Consider the following 16,065-nt stretch of genomic DNA (forward strand, 5'->3'; position numbering starts at 1 on the left):
GATGATTTCTGCAATGACAACCATTATTCGCCGTGAGCTGCTTATTGCTTTTCGACGCCAAGCCGATATTTTGAACCCACTTTGGTTTTTTATCATAGTTATTACCCTGTTCCCTCTCAGCATCGGCCCCGAGCCGAATTTGTTAGCGCGTATTGCAGCAGGTATTGTTTGGGTAGCGGCATTGCTATCCGCTCTATTATCTTTAGAGCGTCTGTTTCGCGATGATTTTCAAGATGGTGCACTTGAGCAAATGATGCTGATGCCAATTCCTTTGCAACTTGTAGTGATTTCAAAGGTCATAGCACATTGGTTATTGACAGGTTTGCCACTGATTCTCATTAGCCCGTTGTTGGCCATTTTGTTGTCGTTAGATTTCAATACTTGGTTATCGGTGGTCTTAACCCTATTGCTTGGTACACCAACGCTAAGTTTTATTGGAGCAATTGGTGTTGCCCTAACCGTAGGACTGCAAAAAGGGGGGGTATTGTTGAGCTTATTGGTTTTACCGCTTTATATCCCAATTTTGATTTTTGCGACGTCTGCAATTGATGCCGCAGCGTTGGGAATGGCGTATAACGGCCAGTTGGCCATTTTGGGTGCTATGCTCGTTGGCGGCATGACACTCACCCCTTTTGCTATCAGCGCTGCGTTGAGAGTCAGTGTTAACTAAAAAATTACCGACATTAATACAATATCGGATCAAAGAATTATTATTACAGCACTGCTAGTGTAACACGCTAAGTTTGTGCCTGAGTGAAGTAAGAGTGAGAACTAAACATGTGGAAATGGCTCCATCCTTATGCAAAGCCAGAAACAGCCTACCAGCTAAGTGGTAAGTTGTTGCCTTGGTTTTCCGTTTTAGCCCTGATCTTTTTGGTAGTCGGTACACTATGGGGCTTAGCATATGCTCCGGCTGACTATCAGCAAGGCGACAGCTTCAGAATCATCTACATTCATGTGCCTTCGGCGATTTGGTCGATGGGTGTGTATATGTCGATGGCCATCGCGGCCTTCATTGGTTTGGTTTGGCAAATCCGTTTGTCTGAGATGGCGGCGCTTGCAATGGCCCCGATTGGTGCGGTGTATACCTTTATCGCGTTAGTGACTGGTGCAGTCTGGGGGAAACCAATGTGGGGAACATGGTGGGTTTGGGATGCTCGCCTGACTTCTGAACTGATTCTTCTTTTCCTTTATTTGGGTGTGATTGCACTTTACCACGCCTTTGATGACCAAAAAACGGCGGCGAAAGCAGCAGGGATTCTGGCGATCGTTGGCGTGATCAACCTTCCAATTATTCACTTTTCGGTTGAGTGGTGGAACACCTTGCATCAAGGTGCAACGATCACTAAGTTTGCCAAACCTTCGATTGCTTCAGACATGCTCTGGCCATTGCTCCTGAACATTTTGGGTTTTGCTTTTTTCTTTGCGGCGGTGACAATGGTGCGTTTTCGCAACGAAATCATCAGTAAAGAAAGTCATCGTCCTTGGGTGCGTGAATTAGCACTCGAAAAAACTCAGTGAGGGTTTTAGAACATGCACTTTGAATCTCTGAGCGAATTTTTTGCAATGGGAGGCTATGCCTCCTACGTGTGGGGAGCGTTCGGCATAACATTTTTGTCGATGCTTATTCTTCTGATTAGCAGCTTACGCCGCAGCAATGCGCTGTTGAATGAAGTGAAAGCGAAGATAGACCGTCAGGCTCGAATTGATGCCGCGAAGAATATGGAGAACACTCTATGAATCCAAGACGTCAAAAGAGACTCGGCATTATTTTAGCCATCTTTATTGGTGTGAGCGCCACGATTGGTTTAATGATTTATGCATTGAACCAAAACATGGATCTTTTCTATACCCCAACCGAATTGGTAAATGGTAAAGAGGATGGCACAAAGCCAACCGTCGGACAGCGTTTGCGTATTGGCGGTATGGTGGTCACAGGTTCTGTACGTCGTGACCCGCAGTCACTGAAAGTCAGTTTTGATCTTGCCGATGTCGGTCCAAAGGTGACTATCGAGTACGAAGGGATTCTTCCTGATTTATTTCGTGAAGGTCAAGGGATCGTCGCTCAAGGCGTTTTGAAAGATGCAACCACGGTTGAAGCATTTGAAGTCCTTGCAAAACACGATGAAGAATACATGCCACCTGAAATTGCTGAAGCAATGAAGAAGACGCACGCACCGTTACAATATTCTGAAGAACAAAAACAAGGAAGCGACCAATGATTGCAGAAATCGGTCACTTTGCCCTCATCGTCTCTTTAGCGATGGCGGTACTATTGAGCATATTGCCTCTTTGGGGGGCGTCAAACAACAATACCATGTTGATGAACAGCGCTCGCCCTTTATCTTGGGCGATGTTTGTGATGCTGTTCATCTCATTTATCATTCTATGTTACGGTTTTTACGCGAATGATTTTACGCTGCAATATGTTGCCAGTAACTCGAACAGTCAGCTTCCTTGGTACTATCGTTTAACAGCGGTATGGGGCGCGCACGAAGGTTCATTACTGCTTTGGGTGTTGATACAAGCAGCATGGACGGTTGCCGTCGCGACCTTTAGTCGTGGAATGCCTCAAGAATCGGTTGCTCGCGTGCTCGCAGTTATGGGGATGATTTCCGTTGGTTTCCTACTGTTTATCATCTTGACGTCAAATCCATTCCTACGCACCTTACCTTTCTTCCCGGTTGATGGTCGAGATCTTAACCCGTTATTGCAAGACCCAGGTTTGATTGTTCACCCACCAATGCTTTACATGGGGTACGTGGGTTTCTCAGTGGCATTCTCTTTTGCCATCGCCTCGCTGATGACAGGTCGATTAGACACTGCGTGGGCACGTTGGTCTCGTCCATGGACGACCGCTGCATGGGTATTCCTTACCCTAGGTATCGCATTGGGTTCTTGGTGGGCTTACTATGAGCTTGGCTGGGGTGGCTGGTGGTTCTGGGATCCCGTAGAAAACGCTTCCTTTATGCCTTGGCTCGCGGGCACTGCGCTGATGCACTCTCTCGCGGTGACAGAAAAACGTGGCACCTTTAAAGCGTGGACAGTACTACTGGCCATCTCAGCATTCTCGTTGAGCTTACTAGGTACCTTCCTAGTGCGTTCGGGTATTTTGGTTTCTGTTCATGCATTTGCTTCTGACCCATCACGAGGCATGTTCATTCTTGGCTTCCTCGTTTTTGTTATTGGCGGTTCACTCCTCCTTTTCGCGGTAAAAGGCGCAGCAGTACGTGTGCGTGGTAACTTCGACCTGATTTCACGTGAGAACATGCTTCTTGGCAACAATGTCTTGTTGATCGCCGCGTTAGTCGTGGTGTTAGTCGGTACGTTACTGCCGCTAGTTCACAAGCAGATCGGTTTGGGGTCTGTTTCCATTGGTGCACCATTCTTCGACATGCTGTTTGCGTGGTTGATGATGCCATTTGCTTTCTTGCTTGGCATTGGACCTTTGATCCGTTGGAAGCGTGATCAGCTTTCGCATCTCATCAGACCTATGCTGGTTTCTGGCGTTGCTGCCTTTTCGCTCGGTTATTTATGTGTGTACCTGTTTGCCGATTTCTTTGACGTGATGGCATACATCGGCTGGGTGATGGCGATTTGGATCATCGCAATGCACGGCTTCGAGCTTTATGAACGTGCAACGCATCGTCATCCATTCTTGACTGGCGTTCGTAAGCTACAACGTAGTCACTGGGCAATGATGTTGGGACATATTGGTCTCGCAGTGACGGTGATTGGGATTGCGATGGTGCAAAACTACAGTATTGAACGCGATGTGCGTTTAGCGCCTGGCGAGCATTTCCAAATTCAGGGTTACGATTTCTATTTCTCAGGTCTTCGCGACAAGAATGGCCCGAACTACGATGGTTATATCGCAGACTTTGAAATCACTCATAACGGTCAGTACGTTAATACACTGCATGCCGAGAAGCGCTTCTATCGCACCGCGAAATCGATGATGACAGAGGCGGCAATCGATCGTGGTATTACTCGTGATCTGTACATTGCCATGGGTGAGCGCTTGGAAGATAACCGTTCTTGGGCGGTACGTATTTACTACAAACCGTTTGTACGTTGGATCTGGGCAGGTTCTTTGATTATGTCATTCGGTGGTCTATTGGCGATGTCGGACAGACGTTACCGTTTCCGCAAGAGCAATAAAGCCGATGCCAAAGCGAAGCTAGAAGAACAAGAGGCATAAAATGAACAAGAAAATTTTGTTTGTTCCGCTGGTTGCCTTTATGGCACTTGCGGTGATTTTCGCCACTCAGTTGATTAAAAACCAACATGGCGATGACCCAACCAAGCTTGAATCGGTGTTAGTGGGTAAATCGGTGCCAACGTTTAAATTGGAAGATTTGGCAGAGCCGGGCAAGCTTTATGATCAGTCGATCTTTAAAGGGGAGCCGCTGCTGTTAAACGTTTGGGCGACTTGGTGCCCAACGTGTTATGCAGAGCATCAATACCTTAATGAGCTTGCAGGTAAGGGCGTAAAAATCATTGGTATGAACTACAAAGATGATCGTACCAAAGCGGTGGGTTGGTTAAATGACTTAGGTAACCCATACCTAATTAGCCTGTTCGATGGTAACGGCATGCTTGGTTTAGATCTGGGTGTCTATGGTGCCCCTGAAACCTTCATTATTGATGCGAATGGAATTATTCGCTATCGCCATGTTGGTGATGTGAATCCACGCAACTGGGCAGAAAAGCTCGCACCGCTCTACAACCAGTTGGTTGAGGAGGCGAAACAATGAAAAAATTCCTTCTAGTTGTATTGGCGACTTTTACTCTTTCACTTGCTGCGCACGCTGCCATTGAAGTGTATGAATTTGATAACTTAGAGCAAGAACAGCAGTTCAAAGAGTTAGGTCATACGTTGCGCTGTCCAAAATGTCAGAACAACACCATTTCCGATTCGAATGCGGAGCTGGCGCAAGACCTGCGTCAAAAGGTGTATGAGATGACCAAAGAAGGCAAGTCAAAGGACGAAATCGTTGATTACATGATTGCCCGCTATGGAAACTTTGTGACTTACAACCCGCCATTGACGCTTGCTACATCGATACTTTGGCTGGGCCCATTGGGCGTTATCGTGATTGGATTTACCTTGATTGTGCTACGAAGTCGTAAGCGAAAAAGTGTAAGTGAAGGTAGTGGCGAATCTTGGGATGATGATAAAGAAGCCCGTCTTAAGGCCTTGTTAGATGAAGAGAACAACGGAGACAAACAATAATGACACTTTTTTGGTTATCCACTGTCGCTCTGATTTTAGTTGCGTGTGCACTTATTGCTATGCCGATGCTTAAGCAAAAAGCCAATACTGATGATGTGTTACGTGATGAGCTCAACAAAGCATTTTATAAAGATCGCCTTTCTGAGCTTCAAGAAGAAGCCTCTGAAGGGTTAGTAGAAGATCAGCAGGACCTGATTGCCGATCTCAAACAATCGTTATTAGACGATATTCCTGATGCAAAGAAGCAGGGTGAAAGCAAAATTTCACCGATGGCGGTTTTGATCCCCTCAATTGTGTTGACCGTGGCACTGAGCTATGGGTTATACATCAAATTTGGCGCCTATCAAGATGTGGTGAAATGGCAAGAAGTCAATGCGAACTTGCCTGAGCTTTCGAAAAAGCTGATGTCCTCAACGGCTGAACCGCTAAGTGACGATGAGATGACGGATCTCACCTTGGCGCTGCGCACTCGTTTACATTATCAGCCTGATGATGCGACAGGGTGGTTGTTACTTGGCCGCATTGCTCTGGCGAATCGCGACGTCAACACCGCCATTGATGCGATGCAAAAAGCATTTGATCTGCAGCCAAAAGATGCCGATATTCAGCTGGGTTACGCGCAAGCTTTGATGTTGTCACAAGACGAAATGGACCAAAATACGGCTCGTTCGATTTTGAGCCAGTTGGTACGTGAGGATTATGTCGATCTTCGTGTGTTCTCTTTGTTGGCATTTGATGCGTTTGAACGTCAAGACTTTGCCGCTGCGGTTAAATACTGGAGTATTATGCAGCAAATGATTGGGCCACAAGATAGTCGCTACGAAATGCTCGCTCGCAGCATCGAAAGCGCGAAGCAGCGCATGGGCGAAAAGGGGGCTGCTGGTAAGAGTGTCGCAGTGACTATCGAGCTTAGCCCACAAGTGCAGGCGGATCCGAATTCAGTACTGATCGTCTCGGTACACAACGCGGACGGTTCGCCAATGCCTATCGCTGCAGCTCGCTATCCGCTCGGTACCTTTCCTCGTACCGTCGTGCTCGATGATGGAAACAGCATGATGCAAGGGCAGCAGCTTTCTAATCTGAGTGAACTGATTGTGCGCGCGCGCATCGATAGCGATGGCAATGTGGCCACAAAGCAAGGTGACTGGTATGGCGAAAGTGAGCCTGTCGCACTCGGTGCACCGGTGACGCTGAGTATTAATAATCAATACTAATCTCGCTGGCTATCAAGTAGAATCATTAAGGTCAGTGAAAACTGGCCTTATTTTTTGCTCTTGATATTGTCCTTCATCAACAATGGAATTCAGAATGTACAGCAAAGGGAAATCCTTCGCGATGTTATCGTTGCTGATCTTTGGTCTCTCTGGTTGCGCAAGCGCGCCGAAGGACCAAGAAGGGCTGGCCGATGGAACATCGACTGAAACCGATCATTATGACGGTGACCCATTTGAGTCGTTCAACCGTTCTATGTGGACACTCAACTACGAGTATCTCGACCCTTATTTGGTGCGTCCAGTCTCTCTGGCTTACGTAGAGTACACGCCATCTCCTGTTCGAGTTGGGGTTGCTAATTTTCTATCAAACCTTGATGAGCCCTCTAGCATGGTGAACAACATTATCATGGGCAATGGTCAACGCGCGGTGGAACACTTTAACCGTTTTTGGATCAACTCTACATTTGGCTTGTTAGGTTTGATTGATATTGCTACCGCCGCGGGGATTACTAAGCATGATGATAAAGCGTTCAGTGACGCTATTGGTCATTATGGCGTTGGCAATGGTCCCTTTTTGATGCTGCCAGGCTATGGGCCTTATACGGTTAGAGAAGTGACCGATACGGTTGATGGCATGTATGTGCCTTTGGTTTACCTAAACTTCTGGGCCGGATTGGGTAAGTGGGCATTAGAAGGGATGGAAAAACGGGCGTTATTGGTTAATCAAGAAGCACAGCTCAATTCATCGCCAGACCCTTACGCGTTAACGCGTGGTGTGTACTTACAACGGCAAGCGTTTAAAGCAGAAATCAATAAAGATGGCGTCGATGAAGAGGAAGAAGCACTTCTCGATCAGTATCTTGAAGAATATTAAAAGACAAAAGGGCTTAGTTAACACTAAGCCCTTTTTGATCTGCGTATGAACGAAATTAGAAGCGGTAGTTCGCTTGAACACCAATGAGCCACACGTTGCCCGTGGTTTCACCGACAAACTGGCCACCAACTGCTTGTGCCGCTTCGTCTGAACTGTAACCACGTGATTCCTTAATTGGCGCATCTTTGGCTATGATGTAAGTAAAGCCCGCGTCTAGAGTGAAATCTTGCGTCCAGTCGTATGTTGCACCGATGCTCAACCAAGTACGATCGGTTTCTGGAATGGTAATGGTACGGTTTTTGTCGCTCACGGCTGAGGTGTCATAAGCAATACCGGTTCTTAGCGCCAGTTTAGGCTGTAGTTGGTATGTTGCACCAACGGCAAAGCGGTAGTTGTCTTTCCAGTGTTCTTCTTTAACCGTCGAGCCTGGATTGTTGTCTAAATCGGCATAAAGTTCTTTAAAACTGCTCCAGTCTGTCCAGTTAATACTGGTATGTAGCGCTAGCTGTTCAGAAAGCTGGTGGAAGCTTGCAAGTTCGGCTGTTGCTGGTAGTGATAGAGTCATACTGCCTGTATCGTAGAAATCTCGGGTGTCTCCAAGGATTTTATTGAAGCCAAACCCTTCAGCATGGCCTTCCAATTTTAGTTCTACTTCAGATTTGTAGGTAAAGCCTACACGATGATTTTCGTTGATCTGCCATGCGGAGCCAATTTGCCAACCCCACGCGGTGTCATCACCTTCCATATATTTTAGAGTAGTGCCTTGTTGAACGCCCAAAATATTCTTTTTTGGTGCTGTAGCACCAAAGCTACCTTCAGCAATAATGTAACGAACACCACCACCAATGCTGAACTGTTTATTCAGTTGGTAAGCGAGGTTTAAATTCGCTTCTTTACTGATCACGCTGGCTTCGTTGCCGAAATGAGAGGCAGTGAAATCTTTGCCTAGGTCAGTTTCCATACCGTAGTTGGTGCCTAGTGCAAAACCAATCGCAAGTTGATCATTGTAACGGTGTGAGATGTAAAGGTTTGGAATAATTGCGTCGTGCGCGAAGTCATCAGATTCAGAATCTGTCACCGCAACCGTTTGTCCGGTGAGCGGGTGTTTAAGCGTAGTGGTGCCTTTAACATCAATGTTTGGGTTCACATAAATCGCGCCAACAGAGACTTGTGTACCCTCTAGGTAGGTCAGCATCGCTGGGTTACGCCACTGTGCGCTTGCGTTGTCTGCCATCGCAGCTTCGCCCGCGTATGCGCGGCCAAGGCCTGTTGCCGAGTATTCTGCTAGTTGGAAGCCTGCAGCATTGGCAAGATTGGCACTAGAAAGTAGGCTAAAAGCGACGGCTGTTGATAGAAGAGTCTTGTTGGTTTTCATTATGTTTGTTCGCTGAATAAGTGGATATGTGGGAACGGATTGTAGATCTTGAGTAAATACTTTAAAAACCAAATGCCAATAAAACAGTGTATTTAGAGTATTTGTCTAAAAATATGAGGTTTATCTAGCAAACGTTCTGTTTGTTATCGGCTTGTTTTGAAACTTGAGCGTACACGCGTGTAACGAAATGGCCAATCTAGCAAACAGTTGTGTGCTGAATTAGAGGGTTATGGGCAGGCAGATAAAGAAAAAGGGCTGGTAGACCAGCCCTTTAGCATTCGGTGTTTCTCTAATCAACTATTAGAAAGAACGGCTGTATTGTAAGCCGACTAGAATAGCGTCCGCATGAGTTGTACCAGTGAACGTCGTGCCTATTGTGTTAGCAGGTAGACCAGTAGGGGTTAAGTCTGTGCTTTCCGATACCTTGACATCTTCACCCATCAAATAGGTGAAACCGAAATCAATGTTCGATTTTTGGTCAATATGATATGTGAAACCTGCAGACAACCATTGGCGATCTGAATCTGGTACTGAAACCGAGGTAATCTGGTCTTGTGCGCTGGTGTCATACATGTAACCAGCACGTAATGTCCAGTCTTGGTTCATGAAATAGGTACCACCGATTGAATAGTGCATGCCGTCTTGCCATTGGTACTCATTTAGCACGCCGCTTTTTTTCGCTTCCAGCTTATCGAACTCCGCCCAGCCGATCCATTGCACACTATAGTGAACTGCGAACTGTTCATTCAAGCGATGGTAACCAGAAAACTCAGCCATATCTGGCAGAGGCATGATCAAAGTATCATCAATCTCGCCTTTACCTGAACCAACGTAATTGACTTTGCCATCCGCTTCTAAATCTGGGCTGTATCTATAAGAGAAACCAAAGCGATTATCTTCATCAAGCTCGTAGACGGTGCCCAAGTTGAAACCAAGCGCCCAACCATCAGCATCGGCATCCAACGCGGTTTGTGTCTGTAGTACAGAACCGTTGGCTGGGTGGTATACTCGCATCGATCTCTCAAGCTTGCCTTTGCCATAGATCAAATCTAAACCCAGACCAAAGCTTAGCTGCTCATTGACGCGGTAAGAACCGGCTAAACCAAGGTTCATACTCTTTACGTCTGTCAAACCGCCATATTCTGTACCAACAAAGGAATCATCAAACTCTGTTTTGGTGCCAAAGTTGGTGTAAGCATTAACACCCCAAGCGAACTGTTCATTCACTGGCACAATCAGGTGAATATTAGGCGCAATGGAAGTATCACCAGCATCGCCGTAATTTGAGGCACTTGTATATGAAGTACCTAATGGAGCACCTTGACCCAACAATAGGTTATTTTGGGCATATTGAGCATCTTTTACTTTGATTTTTGATGTAATGGAAACAAAGCCTAGCGACATCTCCATATCATCGAAAAGTGCCATAGCAGCAGGGTTGCGCGCCATGACGGAGGCGTTATCTGCAATAACCGCATCACCGGCGAATGCACGGCCGAGACCTGTTGCAGATTGTGCGTTAAGCTGGAAACCTGCTGCCATTGTTTGGCCTGAAGCCAATGCAACAGTCACTGCGAGAAGAGACTTTTTAAACAGACGCATGTTCTGAGTCATTTCATTATTCCTTTTTGTTACCGCCTCTAAATGGGCGTTGTTTTTGAGCATTTGCTCAGTTGGTGGCTGATCCTAGTCGTAAGCGTAGCAGATACAAATCCGACCATTGAGTTAAAATGAATGAAAATTGCAAAACTGGCGGATATCTGGCAGGAATAAGCAGCTAAAGCACATAAAATAGAGTTTTAGCTCTACAGGTATAGTTCTGGTGAATAGCATTGTGCGGATTAATAAAGCAAAAAGCCGCAAGTTAGCGGTAACTTGCGGCTTTTGACGGTGAAATAGCGATTAAACGAGCGGTTTAATCATTGGCGCCAGTTTGTCAGCAAATTTCTTGGTCTCTTCGCCGTTTTCACCCACCAAGATTAAGCTGGTATCCCCAATAGGAACGATAATGCCATTCATCCCGTCTTTGGCAAAATCTGCCGCTGATGAACTTTTGATTGGGGCGATAAACAGCGTGATCTTGCCTTTCTCTCCCTGGAAAATCATGTGCAGTGCATTGGTATGGCCAAAACCACAGTGATTGAGGTAGTACACGTGATACGGGAAGTTATCATTAAAGTAATACTCCAATGGTGATAACTTGGCGTTGATCTGTATGGACGTGACTTGCTCATCAATGTGTCGTACAAAGGCACTTTCAGCAACAACATGTTGTATTGCGGTGTCTGCTAGGCTTGCTTGCGCCGGTGAAACCAATAAGTTGCCCCAGTTAATTTGTCCAACCAGTAAACCAGCGGTAAACGCAAAAGAGGCGGCAAGGGCCATGGCTTTGCGGACGAAACTCGGTCTGACAATTTTATCCTCACTTGCGTAAGAGGTTTGCTTAAGCAAGATTTTGTCAACAAGCTCTTCCGGCACTTCCACTTTCATCGCTTGTTTGATTTGCGCATCCAAATCCAGCACATCTTGAGCAAATTTTGCATTGGAGTCACTGCTATCGAGTGCTTGCAAAATCTCTTGGTCACGGCTTTTCGGGTCCGACAAAATACGGCGACGAAATTCTAAATCATCCATTTTTTTGCCCCCTTTGAGTTTGGTCTGAGTCTAACAGTTCTTTCAGTTGGTTTCTGGCGCGAAACAAACGTGTCATCACCGTATTTTTGTTTAAATCCAAAATATCGCTTATCTCATCACCACTAAATCCTCCGACAACTTGAAGAAACAGTGGCTCTCGATATTCGATATCCAATTTCATGATTTGCGCTTGCAACCACTCTTGCTGGTGGTGTTCATCATCGCTGACTTTGGCTTCGTTGCCATAGTCTTCAATGTCCACGAGATCGAAATGCTTTCTTTCAAAACGGCGAGCGTTCTCTCGTCTCAATATGGTAATGAGCCAAGATTTTGCGGCCTTTTCGTCTTGCAGGCTATCGAGAGATTTCCACGCTCTGAGGCAGGTTTCTTGCACGAGATCTTCTGCTACAGATTGATCTTTGCAAAGCCAGTACGCATAGCGATACAAATCACGGTGATAGGCTCTTACAAGCGCTTCGTATTTTTTTTGTCTGTCCATTTCCGTATTGACCGGAGTGTCAGAGGTTTTCTTTCCGAATATTTTAAATATTGCCACAGGAGCCTCCATACCTGCTCTGTGTGGAAATAGGAAGCCAACAATAATGGCATGATTCCTATTGGTTTTGTCAATCGAACGACCTGTTGGTCAGTCTAACGTAATTATTGATAAAGGAAATACTACATGCGTTCCGATAATGGCAAACATCGGTCTAACGGCGTGTTAACGTCAGAGACGATTCGATCTTCAAGCCGAACAAGGGCGCTCTATACCAATCAGTTTAAGTCAAAAGGTTGTCGATAGGTCTGGTTTGGAAAAGTCTAAAAAATGCCATTTAGATGATGAAGATCAGAGTAAGTCGGGAATATCGGCTAACTTGCCAATCTGTTAGCGCAAAACCACCATAAAATTGATCTAATTCAAAATCTGTAACGACAAACTGGCTATAGTAAACCCTGTCATCTAGTTAACCCTTTGGGTTAGCGTGTTGAGCAAGATGACACTTCCTTTTGAAGGCTGACTTTACTTTCTCCTAATCAGGAAACTGATTATTTTCAATTGGCGTAAGTTAATTGTTTTATACCGATTCCGACCACACAGTTTTGTGTGGTTTTTTTTTGCCTGCATTCCACTTGCCATTGAAACCTTTTGCAATATTCCTTTGTAAGTTATTGAAGTAAAAGTAATCTAAGTTTGAGTTAGAACAATAGATCTACTAACCTCACGTTTATTTAAACGCACGTTTGATAAATTTAACAAAATGATTACAATGCATCAGGTCAGACCTCTTGTTATTAAGGAGAAACAATGGGCAAGCAGGAAGTGAAAACACGCCATGGTGAGCGTGTAGCTATTGTGGCGGGGTTGAGAACCCCCTTTGCTCGTCAAAGCACGGAGTTCAGCCAAGTACCCGCTGTGGATCTTGGCAAGATGGTTGTGAGTGATCTGTTGGCACGTACCGACATCGATCCGAAGTTGATTGAGCAAGTGGTGTTTGGCCAAGTCGTGCAGATGCCAGAAGCACCCAATATAGCGCGTGAAATCGTGCTAGGGACAGGCATGAACATTCACACCGATGCTTACAGCGTGACCCGTGCTTGTGCAACGAGCTTTCAATCGGCAGTGAACGTAGCAGAGAGCATCATGGCAGGCGCAATCGATATTGGCATCGCTGGCGGTGCGGATTCTTCTTCTGTTCTGCCGATTGGCGTATCCAAAAAATTGGCAGCGAGCTTGTTGGCTCTTAGTAAAACCAAAACACTAGGTCAAAAACTTAAGGTGCTTTCAAGCTTAGGTTTAAAAGATCTGATGCCTGTTCCCCCAGCAGTGGCCGAATACTCTACGGGTTTGTCTATGGGCCAAACCGCGGAGCAGATGGCGAAAACTCATGGCATTACTCGTGCAGAACAAGATGCTTTGGCGCATCGCTCTCACACTCTGGCCTCTCAGGCGTGGCGTGATGGCAAAATTGCCGGAGAGGTAATGACGGCGTTTCCCGAACCTTATAAAAAGTGGATCGCAGAAGACAATAACATCCGCCATGATTCCACATTGGAAGGCTATGCCAAACTTCGCCCTGCGTTTGATCGTCAATTCGGCACGGTCACTGCGGCCAATAGTACGCCACTGACTGATGGTGCGGCGGCAGTAATGCTGATGCGCGAAGGGCGAGCAAAAGAGCTTGGTCTAGAGATTCTCGGTTACATCCGTGGCTATGCGTTTTCTGCTATCGGTGTCGAGACTGATATGCTGATGGGGCCTTCCTATGCAACCGCAAAAGTGTTGAAAAATACCGGTTTGGAACTCTCAGATCTTACCTTAATTGACATGCATGAAGCCTTTGCCGCTCAAGCCTTGGCTAACGTGAAAATGTTTGCTTCCGATAAGTTCGCCCAAGAGAACCTTGGCCGTTCCAAAGCGATTGGTGAAATCGATATGGATAAGTTCAATGTGTTGGGTGGTTCGATTGCTTATGGTCACCCATTTGCCGCCACTGGTGCGCGGATGATGACGCAGACTCTACGTGAGTTGAAACGTCGTGGTGGAGGTTTAGCATTGAATACCGCGTGTGCGGCAGGTGGCTTGGGTGCTGCGATGATTCTGGAGGTTGAATAATGAGCGAGCAAAAAGCATTTAATCTGAAGATTGATGAACAGAACATTGCGTGGCTTGGCATTGATGTTCCAAACGAAAAAATGAACACACTTCAAGCTGCGTTCGCTGAAGAGATGAAAGCGATTTTTTCTCAGCTAAAAGACAGTAGTGGTCTGAAAGGTCTGATCATTCACTCATTGAAACCTGACAACTTTGTCGCGGGCGCAGACGTGCGTATGCTTGAAGCGTGTAAAACAGCGCCTGAAGCAGAAGCACTAGCACGCCAAGGACAAGAGTTGTTTCAGCAACTCTCTGACTTACCCTATCCTGTTGTTGCGGCGATCCACGGCCCTTGTTTAGGTGGTGGCTTAGAGTTGGCACTGGCGTGTGATTTTCGCGTATGTAGTGACGACGATATCACGCGGTTAGGTTTACCCGAAGTGCAACTAGGCTTGTTGCCAGGGTCTGGCGGGACTCAACGTTTGCCTCGCTTGATTGGTTTATTGCCATCGCTAGATCTTATCCTGACAGGTAAGCAACTGAGAGCCAAAAAAGCGAAGAAACTGGGCGTTGTCGACGAATGTGTTCCACAAACCATTCTGTTGGATGTCGCAAAACAGTTGGTTGAAAAAGGCAAAAAACGCGCCAAGCAAAAAGTCTCTACCAAAGAGAAACTGCTTTCTGGCAGTGGGCTAGGGCGTAAGTTTGTGTTTGAACAAGCGGCGAAGAAAACCCACGAAAAAACGCGCGGTAATTACCCTGCGACCGTAGCAATTTTACACGTAATTCAACATGGCCTTGAAAAGGGTATGAAGCAAGGTCTTGAGCTGGAAGCGAAGCGCTTTGGTGAACTGGTCATGAGCAATGAATCAAAAGCGCTGCGCTCGATTTTCTTTGCCACGACTGAAATGAAGAAAGAAACCGGTAGCGATGCCAAACCAAGCCAAGTGTCAATGGTGGGCGTTTTAGGTGGCGGGTTAATGGGCGCAGGCATTGGCCATGTGACAGTGGGCAAAGCCAAAGTGCCTGCTCGTATTAAAGATGTGAGCAACGATGGTGTTCTCAATGCGTTGAAATACAACCACAAGCTGTTTGATAAGCAGTACAAGCGTCGTATTTTGTCCAAGGCTCAACTGCAAAGCAAAATGATGCAACTGAGCGGTGGAACAGATTTCACCAGTTTCAATCGCACCGATGTGGTGATTGAGGCGGTGTTTGAAGATTTAACACTCAAGCAGCAAATGGTGGCGGATATTGAAGCAAATGCTAAACCAGAAACCATTTTTGCCACCAACACCTCTTCACTGCCAATCCATAAAATTGCAGAAAAAGCGCAGCGCCCTGAAAACGTCGTTGGCTTGCATTACTTTAGCCCGGTGGAAAAAATGCCGTTGGTAGAAGTCATTCCACATGAAACGACGTCGCAAGAAACCATTGCAACGGTGGTGGCATTGGCGAAGAAGCAGGGCAAAACGCCGATTGTGGTCAAAGATCAAGCTGGTTTCTTTGTGAACCGTATCTTAGCGCCTTACATGAATGAGTCTGCCCATATTCTGTTGGCAAACGAACCTATCGAGAAGATAGACTCGGCGTTACTGGATTTTGGTTTCCCTGTCGGGCCAATCACTCTGCTCGATGAAGTTGGGGTGGATATCGGCGCGAAGATAATGCCTATCCTTGTCGCTGAGCTCGGTGCTCGTTTTAAGGGTCCGGATGTGTTTGATGTACTGCTCAACGATGGCCGCAAAGGACGCAAGAGTGGCAAAGGTTTCTACACCTACAAAGGGAAGAAAAAAGAGGTCGATAAATCGGTGTATAAGCTGCTCAAGCTAACGCCAGAATCGAAACTCAGTGATAAAGACATCGCTTTGCGTTGTGTGCTTCCTATGTTGAATGAAGCCGTCCGTTGCTTGGATGATGGCATTATTCGTTCCCCTCGCGATGGTGATATCGGCGCTATTTTTGGCATTGGATTCCCTCCTTTCTTGGGTGGGCCATTCCGCTATATGGACCAATTTGGTTTGAAAGAGTTGGTGGAGAAAATGAATCAGCTTGCCGAGAAGTATGGTGACCGATTTGCGCCATGTGATGGTTTGTTAACTCGCGCTGGTGAAGGGCGTAAGTTCTACCCTGAGTAAG

Annotated in this window: 15 protein-coding genes; 11 read left to right on the forward strand and 4 right to left on the reverse strand. The window is 46.3% G+C overall.

Translation table 11 applies throughout. The annotated features are described in order from the left end of the window. Position 1 precedes the first annotated feature (1 nt). The 9 genes from ccmB to LZU85_RS12375 all read left to right on the forward strand — a co-directional run bounded on the left by ccmB (position 2) and on the right by LZU85_RS12375 (position 7,324). Complete coding sequence (ccmB, locus tag LZU85_RS12335; protein WP_237287186.1) at positions 2-670, forward strand: heme exporter protein CcmB; 669 nt, start codon at positions 2-4, stop codon at positions 668-670. Positions 671-777: 107 nt separating this feature from the next. After that, positions 778-1,521, forward strand: a complete 744-nt coding sequence (locus LZU85_RS12340) for a heme ABC transporter permease (RefSeq protein ID WP_237287187.1) — start codon at positions 778-780, stop codon at positions 1,519-1,521. 12 nt (positions 1,522-1,533) lie between these two features. Then, positions 1,534-1,740 (forward strand): heme exporter protein CcmD, encoded by a 207-nt coding sequence (gene ccmD, locus LZU85_RS12345; RefSeq protein WP_176298692.1) that lies wholly within the window; start codon positions 1,534-1,536, stop codon positions 1,738-1,740. Next, a complete protein-coding gene (gene ccmE, locus LZU85_RS12350; protein WP_237287188.1) occupies positions 1,737-2,222 on the forward strand; it encodes a cytochrome c maturation protein CcmE in 486 nt (161 codons plus the stop codon). The genes ccmD and ccmE overlap by 4 nt, the downstream gene beginning before the upstream one ends. Continuing rightward, positions 2,219-4,201, forward strand: a complete 1,983-nt coding sequence (locus tag LZU85_RS12355; RefSeq protein WP_237287189.1) for a heme lyase CcmF/NrfE family subunit — start codon at positions 2,219-2,221, stop codon at positions 4,199-4,201. The genes ccmE and LZU85_RS12355 overlap by 4 nt, the downstream gene beginning before the upstream one ends. Before the next feature lies 1 nt (position 4,202). Further along, entirely contained in the window at positions 4,203-4,757 is a 555-nt protein-coding gene (locus LZU85_RS12360; RefSeq protein ID WP_237287190.1) for a DsbE family thiol:disulfide interchange protein, read from the forward strand. Next, complete coding sequence (locus tag LZU85_RS12365; protein WP_176298688.1) at positions 4,754-5,236, forward strand: cytochrome c-type biogenesis protein; 483 nt, start codon at positions 4,754-4,756, stop codon at positions 5,234-5,236. The genes LZU85_RS12360 and LZU85_RS12365 overlap by 4 nt, the downstream gene beginning before the upstream one ends. Further along, a complete protein-coding gene (gene ccmI / locus LZU85_RS12370) occupies positions 5,236-6,450 on the forward strand; it encodes a c-type cytochrome biogenesis protein CcmI (protein ID WP_176298687.1) in 1,215 nt (404 codons plus the stop codon). Before LZU85_RS12365 ends, ccmI begins: the two co-directional genes overlap by 1 nt. Positions 6,451-6,532: 82 nt before the next feature. Beyond that, positions 6,533-7,324, forward strand: coding sequence for an MlaA family lipoprotein (locus LZU85_RS12375; protein WP_419795970.1), 792 nt, complete (start codon positions 6,533-6,535; stop codon positions 7,322-7,324). A 55-nt stretch (positions 7,325-7,379) separates the two neighbouring features. On the opposite strand, the gene LZU85_RS12380 is transcribed toward LZU85_RS12375, so the two are convergent. From LZU85_RS12380 to LZU85_RS12395, 4 genes are all read right to left on the reverse strand, one after another. After that, complete coding sequence (locus tag LZU85_RS12380) at positions 7,380-8,699, reverse strand: outer membrane protein transport protein (RefSeq protein ID WP_237287192.1); 1,320 nt, start codon at positions 8,697-8,699, stop codon at positions 7,380-7,382. 300 nt (positions 8,700-8,999) lie between these two features. After that, positions 9,000-10,313: an outer membrane protein transport protein gene (locus LZU85_RS12385; RefSeq protein ID WP_237287193.1), complete on the reverse strand. Its 1,314-nt coding sequence runs from the start codon at positions 10,311-10,313 to the stop codon at positions 9,000-9,002. Positions 10,314-10,601: 288 nt separating this feature from the next. Continuing rightward, positions 10,602-11,333, reverse strand: coding sequence for a DUF3379 domain-containing protein (locus LZU85_RS12390; protein WP_237287194.1), 732 nt, complete (start codon positions 11,331-11,333; stop codon positions 10,602-10,604). After that, entirely contained in the window at positions 11,326-11,901 is a 576-nt protein-coding gene (locus LZU85_RS12395) for a sigma-70 family RNA polymerase sigma factor (protein ID WP_237287195.1), read from the reverse strand. Before LZU85_RS12395 ends, LZU85_RS12390 begins: the two co-directional genes overlap by 8 nt. 738 nt (positions 11,902-12,639) lie before the next feature. Between LZU85_RS12395 and fadI the strand changes: the two genes are divergently transcribed. Next, the gene (gene fadI, locus LZU85_RS12400; protein WP_176298681.1) at positions 12,640-13,947 is read left to right on the forward strand and encodes an acetyl-CoA C-acyltransferase FadI; all 1,308 of its coding nucleotides are present in this window, start codon (positions 12,640-12,642) and stop codon (positions 13,945-13,947) included. Beyond that, a complete protein-coding gene (fadJ, locus tag LZU85_RS12405; protein ID WP_176298680.1) occupies positions 13,947-16,064 on the forward strand; it encodes a fatty acid oxidation complex subunit alpha FadJ in 2,118 nt (705 codons plus the stop codon). The genes fadI and fadJ overlap by 1 nt, the downstream gene beginning before the upstream one ends. Position 16,065: the final 1 nt, after the last annotated feature.

The sequence above is a fragment of the Vibrio floridensis genome, from assembly GCF_021852965.1.
Lineage (GTDB): Bacteria > Pseudomonadota > Gammaproteobacteria > Enterobacterales > Vibrionaceae > Vibrio > Vibrio floridensis.

Bases quoted from the DNA above. Each gene is read 5' to 3' on its own strand.
- ccmE (WP_237287188.1), top strand. From the start codon at position 1,737: ATGAATCCAAGACGTCAAAAGAGACTCGGCATTATTTTAGCCATCTTT.
- fadI (WP_176298681.1), top strand. From the start codon at position 12,640: ATGGGCAAGCAGGAAGTGAAAACACGCCATGGTGAGCGTGTAGCTATT.
- LZU85_RS12385 (WP_237287193.1), bottom strand. From the start codon at position 10,313: ATGACTCAGAACATGCGTCTGTTTAAAAAGTCTCTTCTCGCAGTGACT.
- ccmB (WP_237287186.1), top strand. From the start codon at position 2: ATGATTTCTGCAATGACAACCATTATTCGCCGTGAGCTGCTTATTGCT.
- ccmD (WP_176298692.1), top strand. From the start codon at position 1,534: ATGCACTTTGAATCTCTGAGCGAATTTTTTGCAATGGGAGGCTATGCC.
- LZU85_RS12360 (WP_237287190.1), top strand. From the start codon at position 4,203: ATGAACAAGAAAATTTTGTTTGTTCCGCTGGTTGCCTTTATGGCACTT.
- LZU85_RS12365 (WP_176298688.1), top strand. From the start codon at position 4,754: ATGAAAAAATTCCTTCTAGTTGTATTGGCGACTTTTACTCTTTCACTT.
- LZU85_RS12390 (WP_237287194.1), bottom strand. From the start codon at position 11,333: ATGGATGATTTAGAATTTCGTCGCCGTATTTTGTCGGACCCGAAAAGC.
- ccmI (WP_176298687.1), top strand. From the start codon at position 5,236: ATGACACTTTTTTGGTTATCCACTGTCGCTCTGATTTTAGTTGCGTGT.
- LZU85_RS12395 (WP_237287195.1), bottom strand. From the start codon at position 11,901: ATGGAGGCTCCTGTGGCAATATTTAAAATATTCGGAAAGAAAACCTCT.
- LZU85_RS12375 (WP_419795970.1), top strand. From the start codon at position 6,533: ATGGAATTCAGAATGTACAGCAAAGGGAAATCCTTCGCGATGTTATCG.
- LZU85_RS12380 (WP_237287192.1), bottom strand. From the start codon at position 8,699: ATGAAAACCAACAAGACTCTTCTATCAACAGCCGTCGCTTTTAGCCTA.
- LZU85_RS12340 (WP_237287187.1), top strand. From the start codon at position 778: ATGTGGAAATGGCTCCATCCTTATGCAAAGCCAGAAACAGCCTACCAG.
- fadJ (WP_176298680.1), top strand. From the start codon at position 13,947: ATGAGCGAGCAAAAAGCATTTAATCTGAAGATTGATGAACAGAACATT.
- LZU85_RS12355 (WP_237287189.1), top strand. From the start codon at position 2,219: ATGATTGCAGAAATCGGTCACTTTGCCCTCATCGTCTCTTTAGCGATG.